The organism is Streptomyces sp. NPDC096013 (genome assembly GCF_044763565.1).
In the GTDB taxonomy this organism is placed as follows: Bacteria; Actinomycetota; Actinomycetes; order Streptomycetales; family Streptomycetaceae; genus Streptomyces.
This window is the reverse complement of sequence record NZ_JBIWGK010000003.1, coordinates 475163-498947: the sequence shown is the minus strand read 5'-3', so window position 1 is coordinate 498947 and position 23785 is coordinate 475163. Positions and strand designations below refer to the sequence as shown.

General features: G+C 71.1%; 17 protein-coding genes. 15 read left to right on the top strand and 2 right to left on the bottom strand.

All coding sequences use genetic code 11. From position 1 onward, the window contains the following. Nucleotides 1–156 precede the first annotated feature (156 nt). The 12 genes from ACIRB1_RS13715 to ACIRB1_RS13660 all read left to right on the top strand — a co-directional run bounded on the left by ACIRB1_RS13715 (nt 157) and on the right by ACIRB1_RS13660 (nt 18541). Entirely contained in the window at nt 157–3039 is a 2883-nt protein-coding gene (locus ACIRB1_RS13715) for an FAD-binding and (Fe-S)-binding domain-containing protein (RefSeq protein WP_403465652.1), read from the top strand. Nucleotides 3040–3274: 235 nt separating this feature from the next. Beyond that, nucleotides 3275–3406, top strand: a complete 132-nt coding sequence (locus ACIRB1_RS13710; RefSeq protein ID WP_329553543.1) for a hypothetical protein — start codon at nt 3275–3277, stop codon at nt 3404–3406. Nucleotides 3407–3505: 99 nt separating this feature from the next. Next, nucleotides 3506–5605, top strand: a complete 2100-nt coding sequence (locus tag ACIRB1_RS13705; protein WP_403465651.1) for an ABC transporter ATP-binding protein — start codon at nt 3506–3508, stop codon at nt 5603–5605. Nucleotides 5606–5718: 113 nt separating this feature from the next. Beyond that, nucleotides 5719–6663, top strand: a complete 945-nt coding sequence (locus tag ACIRB1_RS13700) for an EamA family transporter (RefSeq protein ID WP_403465650.1) — start codon at nt 5719–5721, stop codon at nt 6661–6663. A 1767-nt stretch (nt 6664–8430) separates the two neighbouring features. Continuing rightward, nucleotides 8431–9225 carry a TIGR03084 family metal-binding protein gene (locus tag ACIRB1_RS13695; RefSeq protein ID WP_352183262.1) on the top strand — a complete coding sequence of 265 codons (795 nt, stop codon included), beginning with the start codon at nt 8431–8433 and terminating at the stop codon, nt 9223–9225. Next, nucleotides 9222–10925 carry an acyclic terpene utilization AtuA family protein gene (locus ACIRB1_RS13690; protein WP_403465649.1) on the top strand — a complete coding sequence of 568 codons (1704 nt, stop codon included), beginning with the start codon at nt 9222–9224 and terminating at the stop codon, nt 10923–10925. Before ACIRB1_RS13695 ends, ACIRB1_RS13690 begins: the two co-directional genes overlap by 4 nt. Beyond that, nucleotides 10922–12520 carry an acyl-CoA carboxylase subunit beta gene (locus ACIRB1_RS13685; RefSeq protein ID WP_403465648.1) on the top strand — a complete coding sequence of 533 codons (1599 nt, stop codon included), beginning with the start codon at nt 10922–10924 and terminating at the stop codon, nt 12518–12520. The genes ACIRB1_RS13690 and ACIRB1_RS13685 overlap by 4 nt, the downstream gene beginning before the upstream one ends. A gap of 8 nt (nt 12521–12528) precedes the next feature. Beyond that, the gene (locus ACIRB1_RS13680; RefSeq protein WP_403465647.1) at nt 12529–14379 is read left to right on the top strand and encodes a biotin carboxylase N-terminal domain-containing protein; all 1851 of its coding nucleotides are present in this window, start codon (nt 12529–12531) and stop codon (nt 14377–14379) included. Between the two features lie 69 nt (nt 14380–14448). Next, nucleotides 14449–15579 (top strand): acyl-CoA dehydrogenase family protein, encoded by a 1131-nt coding sequence (locus ACIRB1_RS13675; protein ID WP_403465646.1) that lies wholly within the window; start codon nt 14449–14451, stop codon nt 15577–15579. Between the two features lie 45 nt (nt 15580–15624). Next, entirely contained in the window at nt 15625–17193 is a 1569-nt protein-coding gene (locus ACIRB1_RS13670) for a 4-coumarate--CoA ligase family protein (protein WP_403465645.1), read from the top strand. Next, nucleotides 17190–17927 carry an enoyl-CoA hydratase family protein gene (locus ACIRB1_RS13665; protein ID WP_403465644.1) on the top strand — a complete coding sequence of 246 codons (738 nt, stop codon included), beginning with the start codon at nt 17190–17192 and terminating at the stop codon, nt 17925–17927. Before ACIRB1_RS13670 ends, ACIRB1_RS13665 begins: the two co-directional genes overlap by 4 nt. After that, nucleotides 17915–18541 carry a TetR/AcrR family transcriptional regulator gene (locus ACIRB1_RS13660; protein WP_403465643.1) on the top strand — a complete coding sequence of 209 codons (627 nt, stop codon included), beginning with the start codon at nt 17915–17917 and terminating at the stop codon, nt 18539–18541. Before ACIRB1_RS13665 ends, ACIRB1_RS13660 begins: the two co-directional genes overlap by 13 nt. 91 nt (nt 18542–18632) lie before the next feature. Here ACIRB1_RS13660 and ACIRB1_RS13655 read toward each other — a convergent pair whose 3' ends face one another. Continuing rightward, nucleotides 18633–19745 carry a citrate synthase 2 gene (locus ACIRB1_RS13655; protein WP_352183270.1) on the bottom strand — a complete coding sequence of 371 codons (1113 nt, stop codon included), beginning with the start codon at nt 19743–19745 and terminating at the stop codon, nt 18633–18635. Between the two features lie 172 nt (nt 19746–19917). Here ACIRB1_RS13655 and pdxH point away from each other — a divergent pair, with 172 nt between their 5' ends. The 3 genes from pdxH (at nt 19918) to ACIRB1_RS13640 (ending at nt 22944) form a co-directional block, all read left to right on the top strand. Next, nucleotides 19918–20601 carry a pyridoxamine 5'-phosphate oxidase gene (pdxH, locus tag ACIRB1_RS13650; RefSeq protein ID WP_403465642.1) on the top strand — a complete coding sequence of 228 codons (684 nt, stop codon included), beginning with the start codon at nt 19918–19920 and terminating at the stop codon, nt 20599–20601. A gap of 337 nt (nt 20602–20938) precedes the next feature. After that, nucleotides 20939–21385 (top strand): GNAT family N-acetyltransferase, encoded by a 447-nt coding sequence (locus ACIRB1_RS13645; protein WP_352183272.1) that lies wholly within the window; start codon nt 20939–20941, stop codon nt 21383–21385. A gap of 137 nt (nt 21386–21522) precedes the next feature. Beyond that, entirely contained in the window at nt 21523–22944 is a 1422-nt protein-coding gene (locus ACIRB1_RS13640; RefSeq protein WP_352183273.1) for a PAS domain-containing protein, read from the top strand. 70 nt (nt 22945–23014) lie between these two features. Here the strand turns inward: ACIRB1_RS13640 and ACIRB1_RS13635 are convergent, their stop codons facing one another. Then, complete coding sequence (locus ACIRB1_RS13635) at nt 23015–23770, bottom strand: SIS domain-containing protein (RefSeq protein ID WP_352183274.1); 756 nt, start codon at nt 23768–23770, stop codon at nt 23015–23017. Nucleotides 23771–23785: the final 15 nt, after the last annotated feature.

Sequence of the window (23785 nt, the reverse complement as noted above, 5' to 3'; positions counted from 1 at the left end):
GTGCTCAACTGACGGTCACTATATGAGAGTTAGTGACAGAACTGGGGAGGTTCTGGATGCGTTTACAGAATCGGTGCCCCGTGGGCGGGAAGTTTCCCGGAACGTTTCGCCAGATGCCGGACGGTCACTGTCAGTGGTCGGGTGCATGCTGGGGGCATGGCGGATCTTCAGGCGGAACTGGCGGGTGTGCGGGCCGAGCTGCGCGGCACCGTCCGGGGCGAGGTGGATTTCGACGTCACGTCCCGGGCACTGGTGACCATGGACGCGTCGAACTACCGGCGCGTCCCGCTGGGCGTCGTCGCGCCCCGTGACGCCGATGACGTGGCGGCGACGCTGGCCGCCTGCCGGGCTCATGGAGTGCCGGTCGTGGCACGCGGCGGCGGCACCTCGATCGCAGGCCAGGCGACGGGCGTGGGCGTGGTGCTGGACTTCACCCGCCATATGGACGGGCTGGTGTCCCTCGACCCCGCGTCCCGTACGGCGGTAGTCCAGCCCGGCCTGGTCCTCGACCGCCTCCAACAGGCCGCCGCCCCGCACGGGTTGCGCTTCGGCCCCGACCCCTCGACCCACAGCCGCTGCACCCTCGGCGGCATGATCGGCAACAACTCCTGCGGCTCCCACTCGGTCGCCTGGGGCACCACGGCGGACAGCGTGAGCGCACTGTCCGTGACCACCGCGCGCGGCGACCGACTGCGCCTGGGCCGCGACTGGTCGGGCGCTCCCGAGGGTCTACGGCCCCTGGTCGAGGCCGAGTTGGCCCGTCTGCGCACGGGCTTCCCCGACCTCCCGCGCCGCATCTCGGGGTACGCGCTGGACGCCCTCCTCCCCGAGAACGGCGCGGACGTGGCCCGCTCCTTCTGCGGCAGCGAGGGCACCCTGGGCATCGTCACGGAGGCGGTCGTACGCCTCGTCGAGGCGCCCCGCGCGCGTGCGCTGGCCGTCCTGGGCTACGCCGACGAGAGCGCGGCGGCGGAGGCGGCGGCGGGCCTGCTGGTGCACGGCCCGCTGACGGTGGAGGGCATGGCGGCCGACCTGGTCCGCTCCACGGCCGACCTCCCCCGGGGCGGGGCCTGGCTGTTCGTCGAGACCGGCGGCGACACGGCGGCGGAGGCACACGCGCGTGCCGAGACGATCGTCCGCGCGGCCGACGTCCTCGACTCCCTGGTGGTGACGGACCCTTCGGGCCAGCGCGCCCTGTGGCGCATCCGCGAGGACGCGAGCGGTACGGCGACGCGCATTCCTGTGAACACCTCCCAGTCCCCAGGGGCCGGGGGAAGCGCGGAGGCGTGGCCGGGCTGGGAGGACTGCGCGGTGCCACCGGCGCGACTGGGCGCGTATCTGCGGGACTTCAGGAGCCTGCTGACCGCGCACGGCCTACGGGGCACGCCGTACGGCCACTTCGGGGACGGCTGCATCCATGTCCGCATCGACTTCGACCTGTTGACGAAGGCGGGGATCGCCCGCTTCCGGGACTTCTCGGAGGAGTTGGCCGGGCTGGTGACGGCGCACGGCGGCTCGCTCTCCGGGGAGCACGGGGACGGGCAGGCGCGGGCCGAGCTGCTGCCGCGGATGTACGGCGCGGAGATGGTGGCCCTGTTCGAGCGGGCGAAGGGGGTGTGGGACCCGGACGATCTCCTCAACCCCGGGATGCTGGTGCGGCCGGCCCCGCTGGACACGAACCTCCGCTTCTCGGTGCTCCCGCGTCGGCCGGTGGACGTGGTGTTCGGGTACCCGGCGGACGGCGGGGACTTCTCGGCGGCGGTGCGGCGCTGTGTGGGGGTGGCCAAGTGCCGTACTCCCGAGGCCGCCGGATCGTCGGTGATGTGCCCGTCGTTCCGGGCGACGGGCGAGGAGGAGCACTCCACGCGCGGGCGGGCCCGGCTCCTCCACGAGATGCTCGCGGGCGAACTGGTCACCGACGGCTGGCGGTCGACGGAGGTCCGTGACGCGCTGGACCTCTGCCTGTCCTGCAAGGGCTGCCGCACGGACTGCCCGGTCGGGGTCGACATGGCCACGTACAAGGCGGAGTTCCTGCACCACCACTACGAGGGCCGGCGACGGCCCGCGGCGCACTACGCGATGGGTTGGCTGCCGCGGTGGCTGCGGCTGGTGGCGCGTACGCGTACGGCGTGGCTGGTCAACTCCCTCGCTGCGGTACGGCCGTTGGCGGCGGTGGCGAAGAGGCTGGGCGGGATCGCGGCGGAGCGGGAGATTCCGCGGGTGGCGGGGACGACGTTCACGCGGGCGTGGCGGCGGAGCGTGCGGGAGGGGGTGGAGACGCCGGGCCGGGGTCAGGTCTTCCTCTGGCCGGACACGTTCACCGAACACCTCTCGCCGGCCGTCGGCCTGGCGGCGGTGCGGGTGCTGGAGGCGGCGGGGCTGGCCGTGCTCCCGGTGACGGCGGGGAAACCGGTCTGCTGCGGTCTGACGTACGTGTCGACGGGCCAACTGGACCGGGCGCGGGAGGTGATGCGCCGCACGCTGGACGCGATGAGCGGCCCGCTGGACTCGGGGCCCGCACCGCATGTGGTCGTCCTGGAACCGAGCTGCGCGGCGGCCCTCCGCACGGACCTCCCCGAGCTGCTGCCCGACGACCCCCGAGCGGCCCGCCTCTCCGCGTCGATCCTCACCTTCGCCGAGGCCCTGGAACGCCTGGCCCCCGACTGGACCCCGCCCCGCATCGACCGCCCGGCCGTCGGCCAGACCCACTGCCACCAGCACGCGGTCCTGGGCGACACCCCGGACCGCCGCCTCCGCACGGCAGCGGGCCTGACGGGCGAACTGTCGGGCGGCTGCTGCGGCCTGGCGGGCAACTTCGGCTTCGAGAAGGGGCATTACGAGGTGTCGGCGACGTGCGCGGAGGAACAGCTGCTGCCGTCGGTGAGGCAGGCCCCGGAGGACGCGGTGATCCTGGCGGACGGCTTCTCGTGCCGTACGCAACTGGAGCAGCTGGCGGGGGTACGGGGACGACACCTGGCGGAGGTACTGGCGGAAGCCCTGGAGACCGAGAACAAGCAACAGGCGAACCGACCCGGCTGAGGGCGGAAGCACAGGTTCATCAAGGCTCCTCTCAGGTTTGTCAGAGAACTCTCAGGTTCGCCGCCGTAACCCAGGATTCACAAAGGTATTCACAGCGCCTGCTTGCCGTTCGCTTGCCATTTTTGCTGCTTCTTGGCGTCGGCCGCGTGTAAGTTCATCCGTGTCGGGAATTCCCCGGGCGGTAAAACGCTCGACTTTGACGCACAAATTCCTCTGCACAACCAAGGAGTTCGGAATGGGCCTCAACAAGCTCGCCCCGCTGCCCAAGCCCAAGAAGCAGCAGCTTCCGCCCCCGCCCGCCCCGAAGCCTCGCAGGAAGCACGAGCCGAAGCCACTGCCGAAGCCGCTGCCCGGCCAGGACAGCTGATCCGGCAGTAGAAGAGGGCCGACCCACGCAGTCGGCCCTCTTTTCTTTCCCGAATTCGAAAATCCAAAAGAATTCTGATGACGGAAAGCGGAGGGGGTCATGGGTGTGGATTCGGACGAGGAAGACCTTGAATACGGCGAGGAGTACGAAACTCCCACCACTCCCACCATTCCCGCCCGCGTGGCATTCCGTCGGTTCTGGCCGCTCACCCGGGGGCTCAGACGCTGGCTGACGCTCGTCTGGGTGTGCACCGTCGTCGGCGCGCTCGCCGAGACCGAGGCCATCCTCCTCTTCAGCGACCTCACCGACCGCGCCCTCGCGAAGGGCTCCCTGAGCGCCTTCTGGAACCCCGCCGCCCAATGGCTCGGCGTGGCGATCCTCGGCGCGTTCGTCTCGTACGCCGGCAACTCCCTCGCCGCCTGGGCCACCGAACGCTTCGTGATGAGACTGCGCGAGCATGTCTTCGACCACGTACAGCAGTTGCCCCCGCACTTCTTCCAACGGCACCGCCAGGGCGACCTGTTGTCCCGCCTCACCGGTGACGTCGAGGCGATCGAGACCCTCGTCGTCTCCGGCGTCGTCGGCACCGCGTCCGCCGTTTTCTCCGCCCTGTTCTACGCCGCCGCGGCGTTCTGGCTCCGCTGGGACCTCGCCGCCGCCACCTTCGTCCTCGCGCCGCTCTTCTGGCTGGCGGCTCGCCGTTTCTCCGGCTCCATCAAGGACGTCTCCCGCGAGGGCCGGGTCGCCGACGGCGCGATCACCTCCGTGGTCGAGGAGTCGCTCGGCAACATCGTCCTCACCCAGGCCTACGGCCGCCGCGACGCCGAGCGCCGACGCCTGAACGAGGAGGCCGGCGCCTGGTTCCGTGCCTCCGTCCGCTCGACCCGGCTCAACGAGGCCTATGAGCAACTCGTCTCCGTCATCGAGACCGTCTGCGTGCTCGCCGTCATCGGCATCGGCGCGTGGGAGATCTCCACCGGCCGCATGACTCTCGGCCAACTCCTCGCGTTCTCCGCCTTCTTGGGCTACCTCTACCCGCCCGTCCGCGGCCTGGCCCAACTCGGCCTCACCATCACCGCCGCCACCGCGGGCGCCGAGCGCCTCATCGAGATCCTCGACGTACGCCCGTCCGTCACCGACCCCGCCCGCGACCCGGAGACCGGCCGACCGGACGGCACGGTCGAACTTCGCGACGTCTCCTTCACCTACCCGGGCGCGGACCGGACCGCCCTGGAGGGCCTCTCGTTCACGGTCGACCCCGGCGAACTGGTGATCGTCACCGGCCCCAGCGGCGCCGGCAAGTCCACGGTCTCCAAAATGCTCCTTCGCTTCTACGACCCCGACGCGGGCGAGGTGTTGCTCGACGGCGTACCGCTGCGGAACCTCCCGGTGGCCCGCCTGCGTGAGTACGTGACCCTGCTGCCCCAGGAGACCCTGGTCCTGCACGACACCGTCCGCGCGAACATCGCCTGCGGGCGGCCCGGCGCCAGCGAACAGGCGATCGTGGACGCGGCCGTCGCCGCCGACGCGCACGAGTTCATCCTGCGGCTGCCCGAGGGCTACGACACGAAGGTCGACCCCAACTCCGCCCGGTTGTCCGGCGGTCAGCTCCAGCGGCTGGCGATCGCGCGGGCGATTCTGCGGGACGCGCCGGTTCTGGTCCTCGACGAACCCACGACCGGGCTGGACTCGATGGCCGCCCGCCGGGTCGTGAAGCCCCTGCGACGCCTGATGGCGGGCCGGACGACCATCATGATCACCCACGACCTCAACCTCGCCCCCGACGCCGACCGCATCCTGGTCGTGGACCGGGGCCGGATCGTGGAGACGGGGCGGCACGAGGAGTTGATGGCGCGGAGCGGGGCGTACTCGCGGTTGCATCGCTCGCAGAACAACGCGGTGATGGACACGGGGGAGTTGAGGCTCCCGTCGTTCGTGGAGGCGGGGGCGACGGCGGGGGTGGGGGCGGGTTACGGATACCCCGCGGCGCCCGTTTTCGTGGAGAGCTGGGCACCGCAGACGTACGAGCCGCCATACGACCGGCCATACGAGCCGTCGCACGAACCGACGTACGGGCAGACGTACGGGCCGACATATCAACCGCCCTACCCGCAGGCCGAGCACCCGGAGTACTCCGATCCTCTCTTCGGGCCCATGCCCGCCACCCTCCCCGACGGTCGGCCCCTGTTCCGGGATTAGGCCCAGTGACAGTTGCATAAAGGGTTCGCACACCTGTCGAAGTCCATTACCATGGACTGAGTAGTGCATCGTGATGGACGAATGTGCGCTGAGCCGAGCCCCTGGAAGCCCCCGTGAGCATCCCCAGTACGTCGACCTCCGCCCCCGCGGCCACCCCGGCCGTGGGTCCGACCGCCGACCTGGCCGTCACTCCTGGCCGTATGGGCTCGCTCGGGCCGGTGGGGCTGGTGCTGGCCGGGGGGATCTCGGTGCAGTTCGGTGGTGCGCTGGCGGTGACGTTGATGCCCAGGGTGGGGGCACTGGGTGTGGTGACGCTGCGGTTGCTGGTGGCCGCGGTGGTGCTGCTCGTGGTCTGCCGGCCAAGTGTGCGGGGGCACTCGCGGGCGGACTGGGGCACGGTCGTCGTCTTCGGCGTCACCATGGCCGCGATGAACGGCCTCTTCTACCAATCGCTGGCCCGCATTCCCCTGGGCCCCGCAGTGACCCTTGAGGTACTGGGCCCGCTCGCCCTCTCTGTCCTGACGTCCCGGCGCGCGCTGAACGCGGTCTGGGCAGGTCTCGCCCTGGCGGGCGTCTTCCTCCTCGGCGGCGGAGGCTTCAGCAGCCTGGACCCCGTGGGCGTGGCCTTCGCCCTGGGGGCCGGGGCGATGTGGGCCACGTACATCATCTTCAGCGCGCGTACGGGGCGCCGCTTTCCGCAGGCTGACGGGTTGGCGCTGGCGATGGTCGTGGCGGCGGTGGTGTTCCTGCCGCTCGGTGTCGTGGAGTCGGGCACGAAGCTCCTGAACCCGGCGACCGTCGCCCTCGGATCAGCGGTGGCCGTTCTGTCCTCGGTCCTTCCCTACACGCTTGAACTCCTTGCCCTGCGCCGTCTCCCTTCCTCCACCTTCGCCATCCTCATGAGCCTCGAACCGGCGGTGGCTGCTACTGCGGGCTTCCTGATCCTTCACCAGGCGCTGTCCGTTCCGGAAGCCATGGCTATCGCGCTGGTCATTGCGGCGAGCATGGGGGCGGTGCGGACGCAGGTGGGGCGGGGGAAGGCGAAAGTAGACGCGTAGGTGACCGTTGGGCCACTCGCTTCTTGGCCAGTGTCGGGCTTCCACGGCCCAAGTAAAGGGCGCTCCGCTCCGCTACGCGTCGGCTGCGCCGATGGCCCTGCGGGCCACCCTTGACTAGGACCGCTCCAGCCCGTTTCAGAAGCGAGCGAGCGGCCCGGAGGAACGGGTGGCCGGCTAGGAATCCCGTGCCTGTACTGAGCTGTGGACCGGTGTGAGGGGATGCGCGCTCGCGTCTCGCCAGCACGCCGGGTGGGCTCAGCGGCGACCGCCCGGTGGGGTGCGAGGTACACGCACTCGCGACTCGCCAGCACGCCCCCTCGGCTCAGCGGCCAACCCTGAGTGGGTGGATGGGCGGTGGGTGGATGGGCGGATGGGTGAGTGGGCGGGTGGAGGGGTGCTTGGGGTGGGGGGTTGCTGGAAGCTGGGTGTAAATCTAACTGCTGTCGCGCCTTTGGCTGGTTAGGAGTGACCCCGGCTTTTAGGGATGGGGCCGAGTCCGGGGGAGAGGGTGAATCACTGGCGTCTCACCTGCACACCGCGCTGGCCCAGCGTGCCACCGCCCGATGGGGCGCGAGGAGACGCGACCACACCTCGCCTGCATGCCACCTTGGCTCAACGGCCAGCCGTTGGTGGTGAGTTCGGGTGGGGGTTGCGGAAGGCTGGGGTACCCCTCGGCCCCTGACCCGCTGACCTCAGCCCTCGGCCCCTCGGCCTTCGCCGTCGACCTCCGCTCTTGGCCCCCCGGCCTCGGGCCCCGACCCCCGATGCCCGGCTCCCGGCCCTTGGCCCCTCCTCCCCCGGCCCCTGGGCGTCCCCGCCCTTGGCCCTCCTTTCTCGCCTCTCGACCTTCAGCCCCTCGGCCTTCGTCGTCGACCATCGGCCCTTGGCCCCCCGACCTTCGCCTGCGCCCCCCGGCCCCTCGACCTTCGGCCCCTAGCCTCCCCGCCCTCGGCCCTCCTTCCTAGGACTTTCGGCCCCTGGGTCCTCGGCCTCTCGCCCCTCTGCCTCTCGGGTCCTCCGCCGTCGGCCCTTGGCCCTTACGCGTCTCGGCTCCTTGACCTCTCGACCTCTCGGGTTCTTGGCCCCTCGGCTCTTGGCCCGCCGACTCCTCGCTTCCTCGGCCCCTTGCCCGCCTTGGCGCCTTGCGGTCTTGGTCACTTTTGGGCTTGGTCTCTTGGGTGGTGAGTCCCGCCGGTCGGGAGGTGTTGGGATGACTCGGTCTGCTGGCGGGATGTTGGTGCGTCGCCCCGTTCCGAGCCGGGCCTCTCGGGGGGCTGGGGTCATTTCTAACTGGTCAAAGGTCGTTACGGTGGTTGGATTTACACCCAGCTTCCAGCAACCACCCGCCCAGCCTTCGCTCCCTTCTTCCCTCTGTACGCCCATCCCCCCACTCAGGGGTGGCCGCTGAGCCGAGGGGGCGTGCTGGCGAGGCGCGAACGCGTTCCTCGACCCGGTTCACGGCGTAGCCCACCCGACGGGATTCGTGCCTGGCCACCCATCCCTCGGGGCCGCCCGCTCGCTTCTCAAACGGGATTGCGTGAGCCGAGTCAAGGGTGGAGCGGAGCGGAATCGGCGGAGCCGACGCGTAGCGCAGCGGAGCGCCCTTTACTCGGCTCTCGCCATCCCGACACTGGCCAAGAAGCGGGCGGCCCGACGTCCACGACGCAACCCAGGGTTGCAGCAGCCCCCCCGGGTGCCCGTGCCCCCCCGCCATTTAATAATGCAAGCACGCTTGATTGTTTCTGGTGCCCCTGCCATGCTCCCCCCATGTCCGATCCGACGCGCGTGTTCGACGATCTGCGTGAGGAAGGCGAGGAACTCGACCGGCTCGTAGCCGAGTTGGGCCCGGAGGGCTGGGCCCTTGAGACTCCCGCCGCACGCTGGACCGTCGCCCATCAGATCGCCCACCTGGCCTGGACCGACCACTCCGCCCTGCTTGCCGTGACGGATCAGGAAGCGTTCCGTGCGCTGGTCGAGAAGGCGCTGGCCGCCCCCTCGACGTTCGTGGACGACGGGGCGGCGGAGGGGGCCGCGAAGGCACCCGGCCGGCTTCTCGACGACTGGCGGGCCGGGCGGGCGGCCCTGCTGGACGCCCTGTACGCCGCGCCCACGGGGACTCGTTTTCCCTGGTACGGGCCGCCCATGTCAGGTGCGTCCATGGCCACCGGGCGCCTTATGGAGACCTGGGCCCACGGGCAGGATGTCGCCGACGCGGTGGGCGTGGTGCGACCGCCCACGGATCGGCTTCGGCATGTGGTGCGCATTGGTGTGCGGGCCCGCGACTTCGCCTTCGGTGTGCACGGGCTTGCCGCGCCGGGCGAGGAGTTCCGGGTCGAACTCCGCGCCCCGTCGGGGGAGTTGTGGAGCTACGGGCCCGACGACGCCCCGCAGCGCGTCACCGGCCCCGCTCTCGACTTCTGTCTCCTCGTCACCCAGCGCGCCCACCGCGCCGACCTCGCCGTGGAGGCGGTGGGGCCCGACGCCGACCGGTGGCTCGACATCGCTCAGGCCTTCGCGGGGCCGGCCGGTCCCGGGCGACCGCCGAAGGGGGACCGGGCATGACCTCCACCGTCGGCCCCCTCCGGATCGGGAATGCCTCCGGGTTCTACGGCGACCGGTTCGACGCCCTGCGCGAGATGCTCACTGGGGGGCAACTGGACTTCCTGACCGGTGACTATCTCGCTGAGTTGACCATGCTCATCCTGGGGCGGGACCGGCTGAAGGACCCCGGCGCGGGGTATGCCCGTACCTTCCTCAAGCAGTTGGAGGAGTGTCTCGGGCTCGCCCATGAGCGCGGGGTGCGGATCGTCACCAACGCCGGTGGGCTGAACCCCGCCGGACTCGCCGACGCCGTACGGAAGTTGGCCGATCGGCTCGGGCTTCCCGTGCGCGTCGCGCATGTCGAGGGGGACGATCTCGCCGCTCGGTATCCGGATGCCCTGGCCGCGCACGCCTACCTCGGTGGGTTCGGGATTGCCGCCTGTCTTGAGGCGGGGGCCGATGTCGTGGTCACCGGGCGCGTGACCGACGCCGCGCTCGTCACCGGGCCCGCCGTCGCCCACTTCGGGTGGGGGGCCGAGGACTACGACCGGCTCGCGGGCGCCGTGGTCGCCGGGCATGTGCTGGAGTGCGGGACCCAGGCGACCGGCGGCAACTACGCCTTCTTCACCGAGCACGCGCCCGAGAAGCTTCGACGGCCCGGCTTCCCGCTGGCCGAGGTGTACGAGGACGGTTCGTCCGTCGTCACAAAGCACCCCGGTACAGGGGGAGTTGTCGATGTCGGCACCGTCACCGCCCAGCTTCTCTACGAGACGCACGGTGCCCGCTACGCGGGACCCGATGTCACCGCCCGGCTCGACACCGTCCGGCTCGGGGCGGACGGTGACGACCGGGTGCGGATCGACGGGGTGCGCGGGGAAGCGCCGCCCGCGACCCTCAAGGTCGGCCTCAACCGGCTGGGCGGCTTCCGCAACGAGGTCACCTTCGTCCTCACGGGGCTCGACATCGAGCGCAAGGCCACCCTCGTACGGGAGCAGCTGGATCTCGTGTTCCGCGAGGCCAAGTCGCGCCCTTCCGGCATCCGTTGGGATCTCGCCAGGACCGATCACGCCGATGCCGTCACCGAGGAGACCGCCAGCGCGCTGCTGCGGCTCGTCGTCCGGGACGCCGACCAGGATGTTGTCGGGCGCTCCCTGAGCGCCGCCGCCATCGAGCTCGCGCTCGCCAGCTACCCCGGCTTCCATGTGCTGACCCCACCTGGGAAGGGCGCCCCCTATGGCGTCTTCGATGATGTGTATGTCCCCCAGGGTGCCGTCGACCATATGGCCGTCCTCCACGACGGGCGCCGGATCGCTGTGGCCCCGGCCCACGACACCCTCGTACTGGAAGACGTTCCGGAGCCGGCCCTGCCCGAGCCGCTGCCGGACGGGCCCACGGCGCGGGCGCCCCTCGGTCTGGTCGCCGGGGCCCGGAGCGGGGACAAGGGAGGGAACGCCAACGTGGGGGTCTGGGCGCGTACGGATGAGGCGTGGCGCTGGCTCGCCCATGCGCTGACCGTCGAGCGGTTCGGGCAACTGCTGCCGGAGACCGCCGAGTTGGAGGTCGCCCGGCATGTGCTGCCCAATCTCCGCGCCCTCAACTTCGTCGTCGTCGGGATTCTCGGCGAGGGTGTCGCCGCTCAGCATCGTTTCGATCCGCAGGCCAAGGCCCTGGGGGAATGGCTGCGGTCCCGTCGTCTGGACATACCGGAGGTCCTCCTGTGACCGTCCTCCCGACCGCCCTGGACACCAACGGTCCCGACTACGCCGCCCACCGCGAGGCCATGCTCGCCAAGCTCGCCGACCTCGACGCCGAACACGCGAAGGCCCTCGCGGGCGGCGGGCCGAAGTACGTCGAACGGCACCGCACGCGCGGCAAGTTGCTCGCCCGCGAGCGGATCGAGCTGCTCCTCGATCCCGACACGCCCTTCCTGGAACTCTCCCCGCTCGCCGCCTGGGGCAGTGACTACGCGGTCGGTGCCTCCCTCGTCACCGGCATCGGAGTGGTGGAGGGCGTGGAGTGCCTGATCACCGCCAACGACCCGACCGTGCGCGGCGGAGCCAGCAATCCCTGGTCGCTGAAGAAGGCCCTGCGGGCCAACGACATCGCCCTCGCCAACCGGCTGCCCTGCATCAGCCTCGTGGAGTCCGGGGGTGCCGATCTGCCGTCCCAGAAGGAGATCTTCATCCCGGGCGGCGCCATCTTCCGTGATCTGACCCGGCTTTCGGCCGCCGGCATCCCGACGATCGCCGTCGTCTTCGGCAACTCCACCGCCGGCGGCGCCTACATCCCCGGCATGTCCGACCACGTGATCATGGTCAAGGAGCGCGCGAAGGTGTTCCTCGGCGGGCCGCCCCTCGTGAAGATGGCCACCGGCGAGGAGAGCGACGACGAGTCCCTCGGCGGCGCCGAGATGCACGCCCGTGTCTCGGGCCTCGCGGACCACTTCGCCGTGGACGAGCAGGACGCGCTGCGGCAGGCGCGCCGCGTCGTCGCCCGCCTCAACCACCGCAAGGCGTACGGCGATCCGGGCCCGGCCGAGCCCCCCAAGTACGACGAGGACGAGCTGCTCGGCATCGTCCCGGGGGACCTGAAGACGCCCTTCGATCCCCGCGAGGTCGTCGCCCGCCTCGTCGACGCCTCCGACTTCGACGAGTTCAAGCCCCTCTACGGCACGAGCCTCGTCACCGGCTGGGCCGCCCTGCACGGCTATCCCGTCGGCATCCTCGCCAACGCCCAGGGGGTCCTCTTCAGTGCGGAGTCCCAAAAGGCCGCCCAGTTCATCCAGTTGGCCAACCAGCGCGACATCCCGCTGCTCTTCCTGCACAACACCACCGGCTACATGGTCGGCAAGGAGTACGAACAGGGCGGCATCATCAAACACGGCGCCATGATGATCAACGCCGTCAGCAACAGCCGCGTACCGCACCTCTCCGTCCTGATGGGCGCCTCGTACGGCGCCGGGCACTACGGCATGTGCGGCCGTGCCTACGACCCCCGCTTCCTGTTCGCCTGGCCCAGCGCCAAGTCCGCCGTCATGGGCCCCCAGCAGCTCGCCGGTGTGCTGTCGATCGTCGCCCGGCAGTCGGCCGTGGCGAAGGGGCAGCCCTACGACGAGGACGCGGACGCGGCGCTGCGCGCCATGGTGGAGCAGCAGATCGAGTCCGAGTCCCTGCCGATGTTCCTCTCGGGGCGGCTGTACGACGACGGCGTCATCGATCCGCGCGACACCCGCACCGTCCTCGGCCTGTGTCTGTCCGCCATCCACACCGCGCCTTACGAGGGCGCGCGCGGTGGCTTCGGCGTCTTCCGGATGTGAGGGATCACGTGATTTCGACCGTACTGGTCGCCAACCGGGGCGAGATCGCCTGCCGGGTCTTCCGTACCTGCCGTGAGCTGGGCATCCGTACGGTCGCCGTGCACTCGGACGCCGACGAGCACGCGCTGCACACACGCCTGGCCGACGCGGCGGTACGGCTGCCGGGGTCATCGCCCCAGGAGACCTATCTGCGCGGGGAGTCGATCGTGAAGGCGGCCGTCGCGGCAGGTGCCGACGCCGTCCACCCCGGCTACGGCTTCCTCTCCGAGAACGCCGACTTCGCCCGCGCGGTCCTGGCCGCCGGCCTGGTCTGGATCGGCCCCCCGCCCGAGGCGATCGAGGCCATGGCCTCCAAGACCCGCGCCAAGGAACTCATGGGCATCCCCTCCCTGGAACACGTCACCGAGAACGACCTCCCGGTCCTGGTGAAGGCGGCGGCGGGCGGTGGCGGGCGCGGCATGCGAGTCGTACGCCAACTCGCCGACTTCGACACCGAGTTGACCGCCGCCCGCGCCGAGGCGACCAGTGCCTTCGGCGACGGCGAGGTCTTCGTCGAGCCGTACGTCGAGGGCGGCCGGCACGTCGAGGTGCAGATCCTCGCCGACACCCACGGCACCGTCTGGGCCCTCGGCACCCGGGACTGCTCCCTCCAGCGCCGCCACCAGAAGGTGATCGAGGAGTCCCCGGCACCGGGCCTCGCCAATCAACTGGTGCAAGAAATCAGCGCGTTGGCCGTACGCGCCGCCCGGGCAGTCGCCTACGAGGGCGCCGGAACCGTCGAGTTCCTCATCTCCCCGGACAACAAGGCCCACTTCCTGGAGATGAACACCCGCCTCCAGGTCGAACACCCGGTGACCGAAGCCGTGTTCGGCATCGACCTGGTGGCCCTGCAACTACGCGTCGCGGAGGGCGAGCCCCTCGACAGCAACCCCCCGCACCCACACGGCCACGCCGTGGAGGCCCGCCTCTACGCCGAGGACCCGGCAACCGACTGGACCCCCCAGACCGGCACCCTGCACCGCCTCACCGTCCCGAACGGCGTCCGCCTGGACACGGGTTACACCGACGGCGACGAGATCGGCGTCCACTACGACCCCATGCTCGCCAAGGTCGTAGCCCACGCCCCCACCCGCGCCGAGGCCGTTCGCAAACTCGCGGGAGCCCTGGACCGGGCCACCATCCACGGCCCGGTCACCAACCGCGCCCTCCTCGTCAACTCCCTGCGCCACAAGGAGTTCACGACGGCCCGCATGGACACGGGCTTCTACGACCGCCACCTCCAAGACCTCATCCACCAGGCCCCCGACCCGCACGCCCCGCTCGCCGCGGCCCTGGCCGACACCCACGCCCGCTCCCGCTTCGGAGGGGCCTGGCGCAACGTCCCGTCTCAGCCCCAACTGAAGCGCTACGCCATGGGCGACACCGAACACGAGGTCCGGTACCGCCACACGAGGACGGGCCTGACGGCGGACGGGGTGCGCGTCGTCCACGTGGACGCCGGCCGAGTCGTACTCGAAGTGGACGGCGTGCAAAGGAAGTTCGAGGTGGCCCGCTACGACACCGACCAGGTGTACGTGAACGCCACGACCCTGACGGCCCTGCCCCGCTTCCCCGACTCCACCACCCAACTGGCCCCCGGCTCCCTCCTCGCCCCCATGCCCGGCACGGTGGTGAGGCTCGCGGACGGCCTGACCGTAGGAGCCGCCGTAAAGGCCGGAGACCCCCTGCTCTGGCTGGAGGCGATGAAGATGGAACACAGGATCACGGCCCCGGTGACAGGCCGGCTGACGGCCCTGAACGCGGTACCCGGCCAACAGGTGCGACTGGCCGCCCTGCTGGCCGTAGTCCAGCCCGACTGAGGGGCGCGGGGCCGTACCGACAGGCGGCGACCGCCGCACGAGCGCGACCAGCCACGACGAGGGAGCCACATGCCCACGACCGAAACAGAAGAACACCGGGCCCTGCGCTCGGCAGTCGCCGCCCTCGGCAAACGCCATGGTCGCGACTACGACCGAGAGCAACTCTGGTCCGATGCGGCCAAGCTGGGCTATCTCGGCGTCAACCTGCCGGAGGCATACGGCGGCGGAGGCGGCGGCATCTCCGAACTCTCCATCGTCCTGGAGGAGTTGGGCGCGGCCGGCTGCCCGCTGCTGATGATGGTCGTGTCACCGGCGATCTGCGGCACGGTGATCGCCCGCTTCGGCACGGAGGCTCAAAAGCAGACGTGGCTCCCCGCGTTGGCCGACGGCACCCGGACCATGGCCTTCGGCATCACGGAACCGGACGCGGGTTCCAACAGCCACCGCATCACCACCACGGCGAGGAAGGACGGCACGGACTGGCTCCTCACCGGCCGCAAGGTCTTCATCTCCGGCGTGGACCTGGCCGACGCGACCCTCATAGTCGGCCGCACGGAAGACTCCCGGACCGGTCGGCTGAAGCCCTGTCTGTTCATCGTTCCGCGAGACGCCCCCGGCTTCACCCGCCGCCGGATCGACATGGAACTCCAGGCGTCGGAGAAGCAGTTCGAGCTGACCCTGGACGACGTACGACTTCCGGCGGACGCCCTGGTCGGAGACGAGGACGCGGGCCTGCTCCAGCTCTTCGCCGGGCTCAACCCCGAACGCATCATGACCGCCGCCTTCGCGATCGGCATGGGCCGCTACGCACTCGCCCGAGCGATCGAGTACGCCCGCGACCGCACCGTGTGGGACGCCCCGATCGGCGCCCACCAGGCGATCGCGCACCCCCTCGCCCAGGCGCACATCGACCTCGAACTCGCCCGCCTGATGATGCAGAAGGCGGCGTACCTCTACGACGCCGGGGACGACGTCGGCGCGGGCGAGGCCGCCAACATGGCCAAGTACGCGGCCGGCGAGGCATGCGTGCGGGCCGTCGACCAGTCCGTGCACACCCTCGGCGGCAACGGCCTCACGCGCGAGTTCGGGCTCGCCTCGTTGATAACCGCCGCGCGCGTGGCTCGTATTGCTCCGGTGAGCCGGGAGATGATTCTCAACTACGTCTCCCACCAGACCCTGGGCCTGCCCAAGTCCTACTAGCCCCGAGCCAGTACAGGCCCGCGCCAGTCCGCGCCAGGAGGAACCATGTTCCGCAGCGAGTACGCAGACGTTCCGGCCGTAGAACTCCCCATCCATGACGCGGTGCTGGCCCGGGCGGCGGAGTTCGGGGACGAACCCGCGCTGGTCGACGGCACGGACGGCACCACGCTGACGTACACCCAACTCGACACGTTCCACCGGCGGATCGCGGCCGGGCTCGCGGACGCGGGGGTGCGCAAGGGGGACGTGCTCGCCCTGCACAGCCCCAACACGGTCGCCTTCCCGCTGGCGTTCTACGCCGCGACGCGCGCGGGTGCCTCCGTCACGACGGTGCACCCGCTCGCCACGCCGGAGGAGTTCGCCAAGCAGCTGCGCGACTCCGCGGCCCGCTGGATCGTCACCCTGTCGCCGCTCCTGGCCGCGGCCCGCCGGGCGGCCGAACTCGCGGGCGGCGTCGAGGAGATATTCGTCTGCGACAGCGCGCCAGGTCACCGTTCCCTCGCCGACATGCTCGGCTCCACGGCCCCCGAGCCGGTCGTCGACATCGACCCGGTGACGGACGTGGCGGCCCTCCCGTACTCCTCGGGCACGACGGGCACCCCCAAGGGCGTGATGCTCACGCACCGCCAAATAGCCACGAATCTGGCCCAGTTGGAGCCCGCCGTCCCGACCGGACCCGGCGACCGCATCCTCGCCGTGCTGCCCTTCTTCCACATCTACGGCCTGACGGCCCTGATGAACGCCCCCCTGAGGCAGGGCGCCGCGGTCGTGGTACTGCCCCGCTTCGACCTGGAGACCTTCCTCGCGGCCATCGAGAACCACCGCATCACCGGCCTCTACGTGGCCCCGCCGATCGTCCTGGCCCTGGCCAAGCACCCGGCGGTCGCACAGTACGACCTCTCGTCCCTCAAATACATCATCAGCGCCGCCGCCCCCCTCGACGCGAACCTCGCCGCCGCCTGCTCGCGGCGCCTGGGCCTGCCGCCCGTGGGCCAGGCGTACGGCATGACGGAACTGTCCCCGGGCACCCACGTGGTCCCCGTACGGGACATGCCCAGCGCACCCCCGGGAACCGTCGGCAAGCTGATCGCCGGCACCGAGATGCGGGTCGTCTCCCTCGACGACCCCGGCAAGGACCTCGGCATCGGCGAGGCGGGCGAACTCCTCATCCGCGGGCCCCAGGTGATGAAGGGCTACCTCGGCCGCCCCGACGAGACCGCCGCCATGATCGACCCGGACGGCTGGCTGCACACCGGGGACGTCGGTCATGTCGACGACGGCGGCTGGCTGTTCGTCGTCGACCGGGTGAAGGAACTCATCAAGTACAAGGGCTTCCAGGTGGCCCCCGCCGAACTGGAGGCCCTCCTGCTCACCCACCCCGGCATCGCCGACGCGGCGGTCGTGGGCGAGTACAACGACGACAACAACGAGGTCCCGCACGCCTATGTGGTCCGCCAGCAGACAGCCCCGGACCTCTCGCCAAGCGAGGTCCTGATGTACGTCGCCGAACGCGTCGCCCCGTACAAACGCGTCCGCGTCGTCACCTTCGTCGACACCGTCCCCCGAGCCGCCTCCGGCAAGATCCTCCGCCGGGAACTGCGAGGCCGCGCATGACACTCATCGGCCGTACCCGCACGCGGGGCATCGAGACCCTGAGCCTCGACGCACCGGAGAGCCGCAACGCGCTGTCGGCATTCCTGGTGGGCGAGTTGACGGACGCGCTCACGGACTGCGCGAAACAGGACGACGTACGCGCGGTCGTCCTCACCCACACCGGCAACACGTTCTGCGCGGGCGCGGACCTACGGGACCCCCCGCCCCCGGAGTCACTCGTGGCCCTGCTCCGGCGGATCGTCGAACTCCCCAAGCCCGTCGTCGCCCGGGTGACGGGCCACGTGAGGGCAGGCGGCCTGGGCCTCCTCGCGGCCTGCGACATGGCGGCGGCGTCGACCGCATCGGCCACCTTCGCGTTCACTGAGGTGCGCATCGGGGTGGCCCCGGCGGTGATCTCCCTCCCGCTGCTGCCCCGCACCGACCCGCGCGCGCTGGCCCGCTACTACCTCACCGGCGAGCGCTTCGACGCGACGGAAGCGACCCGCGCGGGCTTGCTGACGGCGGCGGGAGAGGACGTGGACGAGGTACTGGCACCGATCCTCGACGGCCTGCGCCGGTCCGCTCCCGAGGCCCTGGCCGAGACGAAACGGCTGCTCACGGCTAGGGTGCTGGAGACCTTCGACCGGGACGCGGCCGACCTGACCGCGCTCTCGGCACGGCTGTTCGGCTCCGCGCAGGCCCGCGAGGGGATGACAGCATTCCTCGAACGACGGGATCCCGCATGGGTGGTGTGAGCGCGACGACGGCGCCGGGCGCGGTCGACCGCAGACCCAAGCAGGACCGCAGCCGGGCCACCCGCCAGCGCCTCCTGGAGGCCGCCGTGTCCTGCCTCGCCGAACACGGCTGGGCCGGCTCCACGGTCTCCGTCGTCGCCGAACGCGCCGGCGTCTCCCGAGGCGCCGCCCAACACCACTTCCCGACCCGCGAGGACCTCTTCACGGCAGCCGTCGAGTACGTCGCCGAGGAACGCTCCACGGCCCTCCGCGCCCTGTTCCCCGAGGGCGCCACGGACCGCCGCGCGGTGGTGCAGGCCCTGGTCGACCTCTACACCGGCCCTCTGTTCCGCGCGGCTCTCCACCTCTGGGTGGCGGCCTCGAACGAGGAGCAACTCCGCTCTCGCGTAACGGAGTTGGAGGGACGAGTGGGCCGCGAGACCCACCGTATCGCGGTCGAACTGCTGGGCGCGGACGAGTCCGGCCCAGGTGTCCGGGAAACGGTCCAGGGCCTCCTGGACATGGCACGAGGCCTGGGCCTGGCGAACCTGCTCACGGACGACAGGGCCAGGCGGGAGCGAGTGGTGACCCAATGGGCGGCCCTTCTGGAGCATGCCCTGGGGCGAGGACTCTAGGGGCGCGGGGCTGTATCGATGTGCGGCTCCGCCGCGTGGGCGCGACCAGCCACATCCGGCCCGCAGTCGCCCACGCACCCAAGCCCCCTGTTCAGTCGGCGATGTCCGCGTACCCGACGATCGACTCAGGCCCACGGGACTCCGGCCCCACATATCTCGCGGACGGCCGCACCAGCCGCCCCGTCCGCTTCTGCTCGAGAATGTGCGCCGACCACCCCGCCGTACGCGCACACGTGAACATCGACGTGAACATGTGCGCCGGCACCTCGGCGAAGTCCAGCACGATCGCCGCCCAGAACTCGACGTTGGTCGCGAGCACCCGATCAGGCCGCCGGGCGTGCAACTCGGCCAGCGCCGCCTTCTCCAGCGCCTCGGCGATCTCGAACCGCGGCGCCCCCAACTCCCGCGCGGTACGCCGCAGTACACGGGCCCGAGGGTCCTCGGCCCGGTACACCCGGTGCCCGAATCCCATCAGCCGCTCACCCTTGTCGAGGGCCTGCCGGACATACGCTTCGGCGTCCCCGGTCCGCTCGATCTCCTCGATCATCCCGAGCACCCGGGACGGCGCCCCGCCGTGCAGCGGCCCGGACATCGCGCCCACCGCGCCGGACAGCGCGGCGGCGACATCGGCACCGGTGGAGGCGATGACCCGAGCCGTGAACGTGGACGCGTTCATCCCGTGCTCGGCAGCGGACGTCCAGTACGCGTCCACGGCCGCCACGTGCTTCGGGTCCGGCTCCCCGCGCCAACGGATCATGAACCGCTCGACCACCGACTGCGCTTTGTCGATCTCGCTCTGCGGCACCATCGCCCGCCCCTGCCCGCGCGCGGACTGCGCGACGTACGACAGCGCCATCACGGCCGCCCGGGCGAGGTCGTCGCGGGCCTGCCGCTCGTCGATGTCGAGGAGCGGCTTGAGGCCCCACACGGGAGCCAGCATGGCCAGCGCGGACTGGACGTCGACCCGGATGTCCCCGGAGTGCACCGGGATCGGGAACGGCTCGGCGGGCGGCAGCCCGGGGTCGAAGGCGCCGTCGACGAGCAGCCCCCAGACGTTGCCGAACGAGACGTGACCGACCAGATCCTCGATGTCGACGCCCCGGTACCGCAGGGCGCCGCCCTCCTTGTCCGGTTCGGCGATCTCCGTCTCGAACGCGACGACTCCTTCGAGTCCGGGTACAAAGGAGGGGTCGAAGTCGGACATCAGGCGGCTCCTCATGCTGTGGCTCCACGGTCGCGGGGGACTCGCGGGCCGAAGGTAGAGACATCAGCACCATAACGCCGAGTGCCACACAAGGGGAGGGTGTACGGCACTCAGTGCCACCAGAACGCGCGACCGTAGCCGGCCTCAAGGCGTCGTACGGCAGGATGACCGCGTGACCGACCGCGATGCCACCGCCGACCGTGATCCCCGCCTCGACCCCGCCGCGATGCGCAAGCAGTACCGCGTGGCCGGCCTCGACGAGACCGAGCTGGCCGGCGGCCCGATGGAACAGTTCGGCCGCTGGTTCGAGGAGGCGGTCGTACAGGAACTCGTCTACGAGCCGAACGCCATGGTCGTCTCCACCGCCGACGCCGACGGCCGCCCCAGTTCGCGCACGGTCCTGATGAAGCACTACGACGACCAGGGCTTCGTCTTCTACACGAACTACGACTCCCGCAAGGCCCGCGAACTCGGCGCCAACCCCTACGTCTCACTGCTCTTCCCCTGGCACCCGATGGCCCGCCAGGTCCTGGTCACCGGCATCGCCCGCCGCACCGGCCGGGACGAGACCGCCGCGTACTTCCGCACCCGCCCGCACGGCTCCCAGCTCGGCGCCTGGGCGAGCACCCAGTCCTCGGTGATCCCCTCCCGGGCCGAACTGGAGTCGTCGTACGAGGAGTTGGCCGCCCGCTACCCCGAGGGCGAACAGGTCCCGGTCCCGCCGCACTGGGGCGGCTTCCGCATCGCCCCTCAGACCGTCGAGTTCTGGCAGGGCCGGGAGAACCGCCTCCACGACCTCCTGCGCTACACCGCGCAGCCCTCCGGCAACTGGCACGTGGACCGGCTGAGCCCCTGACACACGGGCCGGGGAAACACAGCGACCCGCGAGCTCAGGTCCCTCCGCCTGACGGCGGGGGAGCCGGCCGGACGTACCGGCGAGCTCGCGGGTCGGGTGACTGCGTTGGGTTAGGCCGGTTGCGTGCAGCTCTCACACGCTGGTCCGGCGCCGAACCGAGTACGACGGCGGGCCACTAGCCCGCAGCCACCTCTTCCGTCCGGTTTCCATACATCTGCCGAACCACCTCCTTTCCGAAGTACCGCCACCCTAAGAACCCTCCGCCGCCGGATCAACCACTTTTTACGAGCCCTGAACACACTGGACGCGAACCCGCTGGTCACTTAGGTTCCGGCCCATGACCGACCTCCGCATCGAACTGGTGGAACCGGACGCCGAGCACGCGCTCCAGGACTGGCGCCACGTCCACAACCTGATCGTGCCGCCCGCCGCGATGGACCTCGACGAGGTCCGTGAGCGGAGCGCACGGAACCGGCTGGAGAACGCGTACCTGGGGGACACGCTCGTGGGGTGCTCCACCGTGCGGCCCCCCGAAGGGGAGGACGCGGTGGCGACCGTCATCGCGCGCGTGCTGCCCGCGTTCCGACGGCAGGGCCACGGGACCGCCCTCTACGAGAACGGCCTCACGCGCGCGCGTGCGCTCGGCGCCGGTGCGGTCGAGACCGTCCTCCTGGCCGCCAACACCGACGGTGTGCGGTTCGCGGAGGCCCGGGGGTTCGTCGAGACCGAGCGGTATGTGCTGGACGGCGAGAGCGACGTGTGGATCACCATGCGACTGGCATAGGGACGGTTTGCCGTCGTACAACGATTCCTTCAATCTTGCGGGAACTCGATGTGTGCTGCGTCACGTTCGAGTTGAATGAGAGGGAGTGAGTGTACGGACGCGCCGTGTCCACGGACGCAGCCTGAAGGGGGGTCCAGGTGAGTGCTTCCCGGCGTAGTGGGACCACCGACGAGTTGGGTCCCGACGAGCCCGAGCGGGACGGCGGGCCCGAGGGTGTCGGTGGGTCGGATCTGCTGGCCGCGTTGCTGGACGGCATGGACGCGGCACTGTGTGCCTTCGACGCGGACGGGGTGCTGACGCACTGGAACCGCGAGGCGGAGCGCATCCTCGGCTGGACCGCCGCCGAGGCCGTCGGACGGCACGGGCTGGCGGGATGGGCCCTGCGCACGGCGGACGCCGAGGAGGTCGAGGCGCGGCTGATGTCCGCGATGCAGGCCCCCGGGCGGCAGGTCCACGAGTTCGCCCTGCTCACCAAGGACGGCGGGCGCGTGCTGGTGCGGACCCAGTCCGCCGCCGTGCGCGGGCCCGACGGGAAGCCCGCGGGGGTCTACTGCGCCTTCAGCGAGGTGCATGCCCAGATCGACCTGGAGCGGTCGATCGCCTTGAGCGAGGCTCTCTTCGAGGACGCCTCCTGGGGTGTGGTCCTGGTCGACGCCGACCTGCGGCCCGCCGTCGTCAACTCGCACGCCGCGCGGGCGCTCGGCACCGGGCGCACCTCCGTCCTCGGGCGCCCCCTCGGCGAACTGCTCGCCCAGGGCGTCGAGGAGCTGGAGGCCGCCCTCACCCACGTGCTCGCCGAGGGCGCGCCGCCCGCGCCCGCCGAGATCTGGGTGAGCGTGCGGACCCCGGAGGGCAACCTGCGGCGCTGCTGGCGCAGCGGCTTCCTGCGGCTGGCCTCCCCGCTCACCGAGGAACCCGTGCCGCTCGGCGTCGGCTGGCTCTTCCAGGACGTCACCGAGGCCAAACAGCTCGAACAGGAAGCCTCGCTGCTCCGCTTCCGCGCCCAGCAGCTCCACCGCGCCGCCCGCGCCGCCGCCGAGTGCGAGGACCCGCGCGACGCGGCGACCGTCCACCTCGACTTCGCCCTCGCGGGCTTCGCGGACCACGCCCTTGTCGACCGGGTCGCGGGCGGATCGCTGAACGACGGCGACGGCCTGCGGAGCGGCACGACAGCCGTACGCCTCATCCGCGTCGCCGCCACGCCCACGGGAGCCCCCGGCCCCAGCCTGCTCACCGGCGCGGCCGGTCTGCCCGTGCGCTATGCGGAGGGCCATCCCGCCCTCCAGTGCGTCGAACGCGTCGGCTCCGTGCGGGCCAGCATCGGCACCGTCCCGCCCGAGCAGGCCCGCGAGTGGGCCCGCGTCCGCCAGTGGCCCACGGACGCCGTGCACGCCCTGTGCGCGGTCCTGCGCAGCCGGGGGCGGACCCTGGGCGTCGTGACGTTCCTGCGGGGCGCCGGGCGCAGCCAGTTCGAACGGTCCGACTCGATCTACGCCGAGGACGTCGCCGTACGGATCGCGGCGGCGCTGGATCTGGCGGAGCGGGTCGGCGAGAAGTGAGCGGGGCCGCCCGGCCGGAGGCCCGCTCAGCAGCCGTGAAAGAACACGCGGCAGCCGTGGAAGAGGCTGCTCAGTACTGGTAGAAGATCCGGTCGCGGTACTCCTCGAAGACGCGGCCGTTCCACTCGTGGCCGCCGTCGACGTTCCCGGAGCGCAGCAGGGGCGGCTCGATGCCGCGGTCGGCCAGGGTCGCGGCCGCCGTCGCCATGACCGCCTGGAGGAGGGCCGTGGTGACGGCCGTGGAGGCGGGGGCGAAGGGGGCCGGGATGGTGTCGAGGGTGAGTTCCGCGTCGCCGATCGCGATCTTCGAGTCGAGGACGACGTCGCAGTGGTCCTTGAGGTACGTCCCCGAGGTGTGCCGTGAGGTCGTCTCCGAGGCGTACGCCACCGACGTCACGCCGATGACCCGTACGCCCAGGGAGCGGGCCTTCATCGCCATCTCCACGGGGAGGGCGTTCCGCCCGGACAGCGAGATGATCACCAGGGCGTCGCCGTCCCGCAGCGGTGAGGTCTCCAGGACCACGCTCGCGAGGCCGTCGACGCGCTCCAGGGCGGAGCCCAGCGTGGCCGGCATGACGTCGACGCCGACGACTCCGGGGACCGTGAGCAGGTTCATCAGGGCGAGGCCGCCCGCGCGATAGACGACGTCCTGGGCCGCGAGCGAGGAGTGCCCGGCACCGAACGCGAAGAGGCGTCCGCCCCCGGCCACGGTGTCCGCGAGGAGCGTGCCGGCCGCCTGGACGGGCTCGGCCTCTTCGTCGCGGACCCGCTGGAGGAGGGTGATCGCGGCGTCGAAGAACTGGCCGGCCGGCGTACGGTCGCTCATACGGGAGCCTCCTCG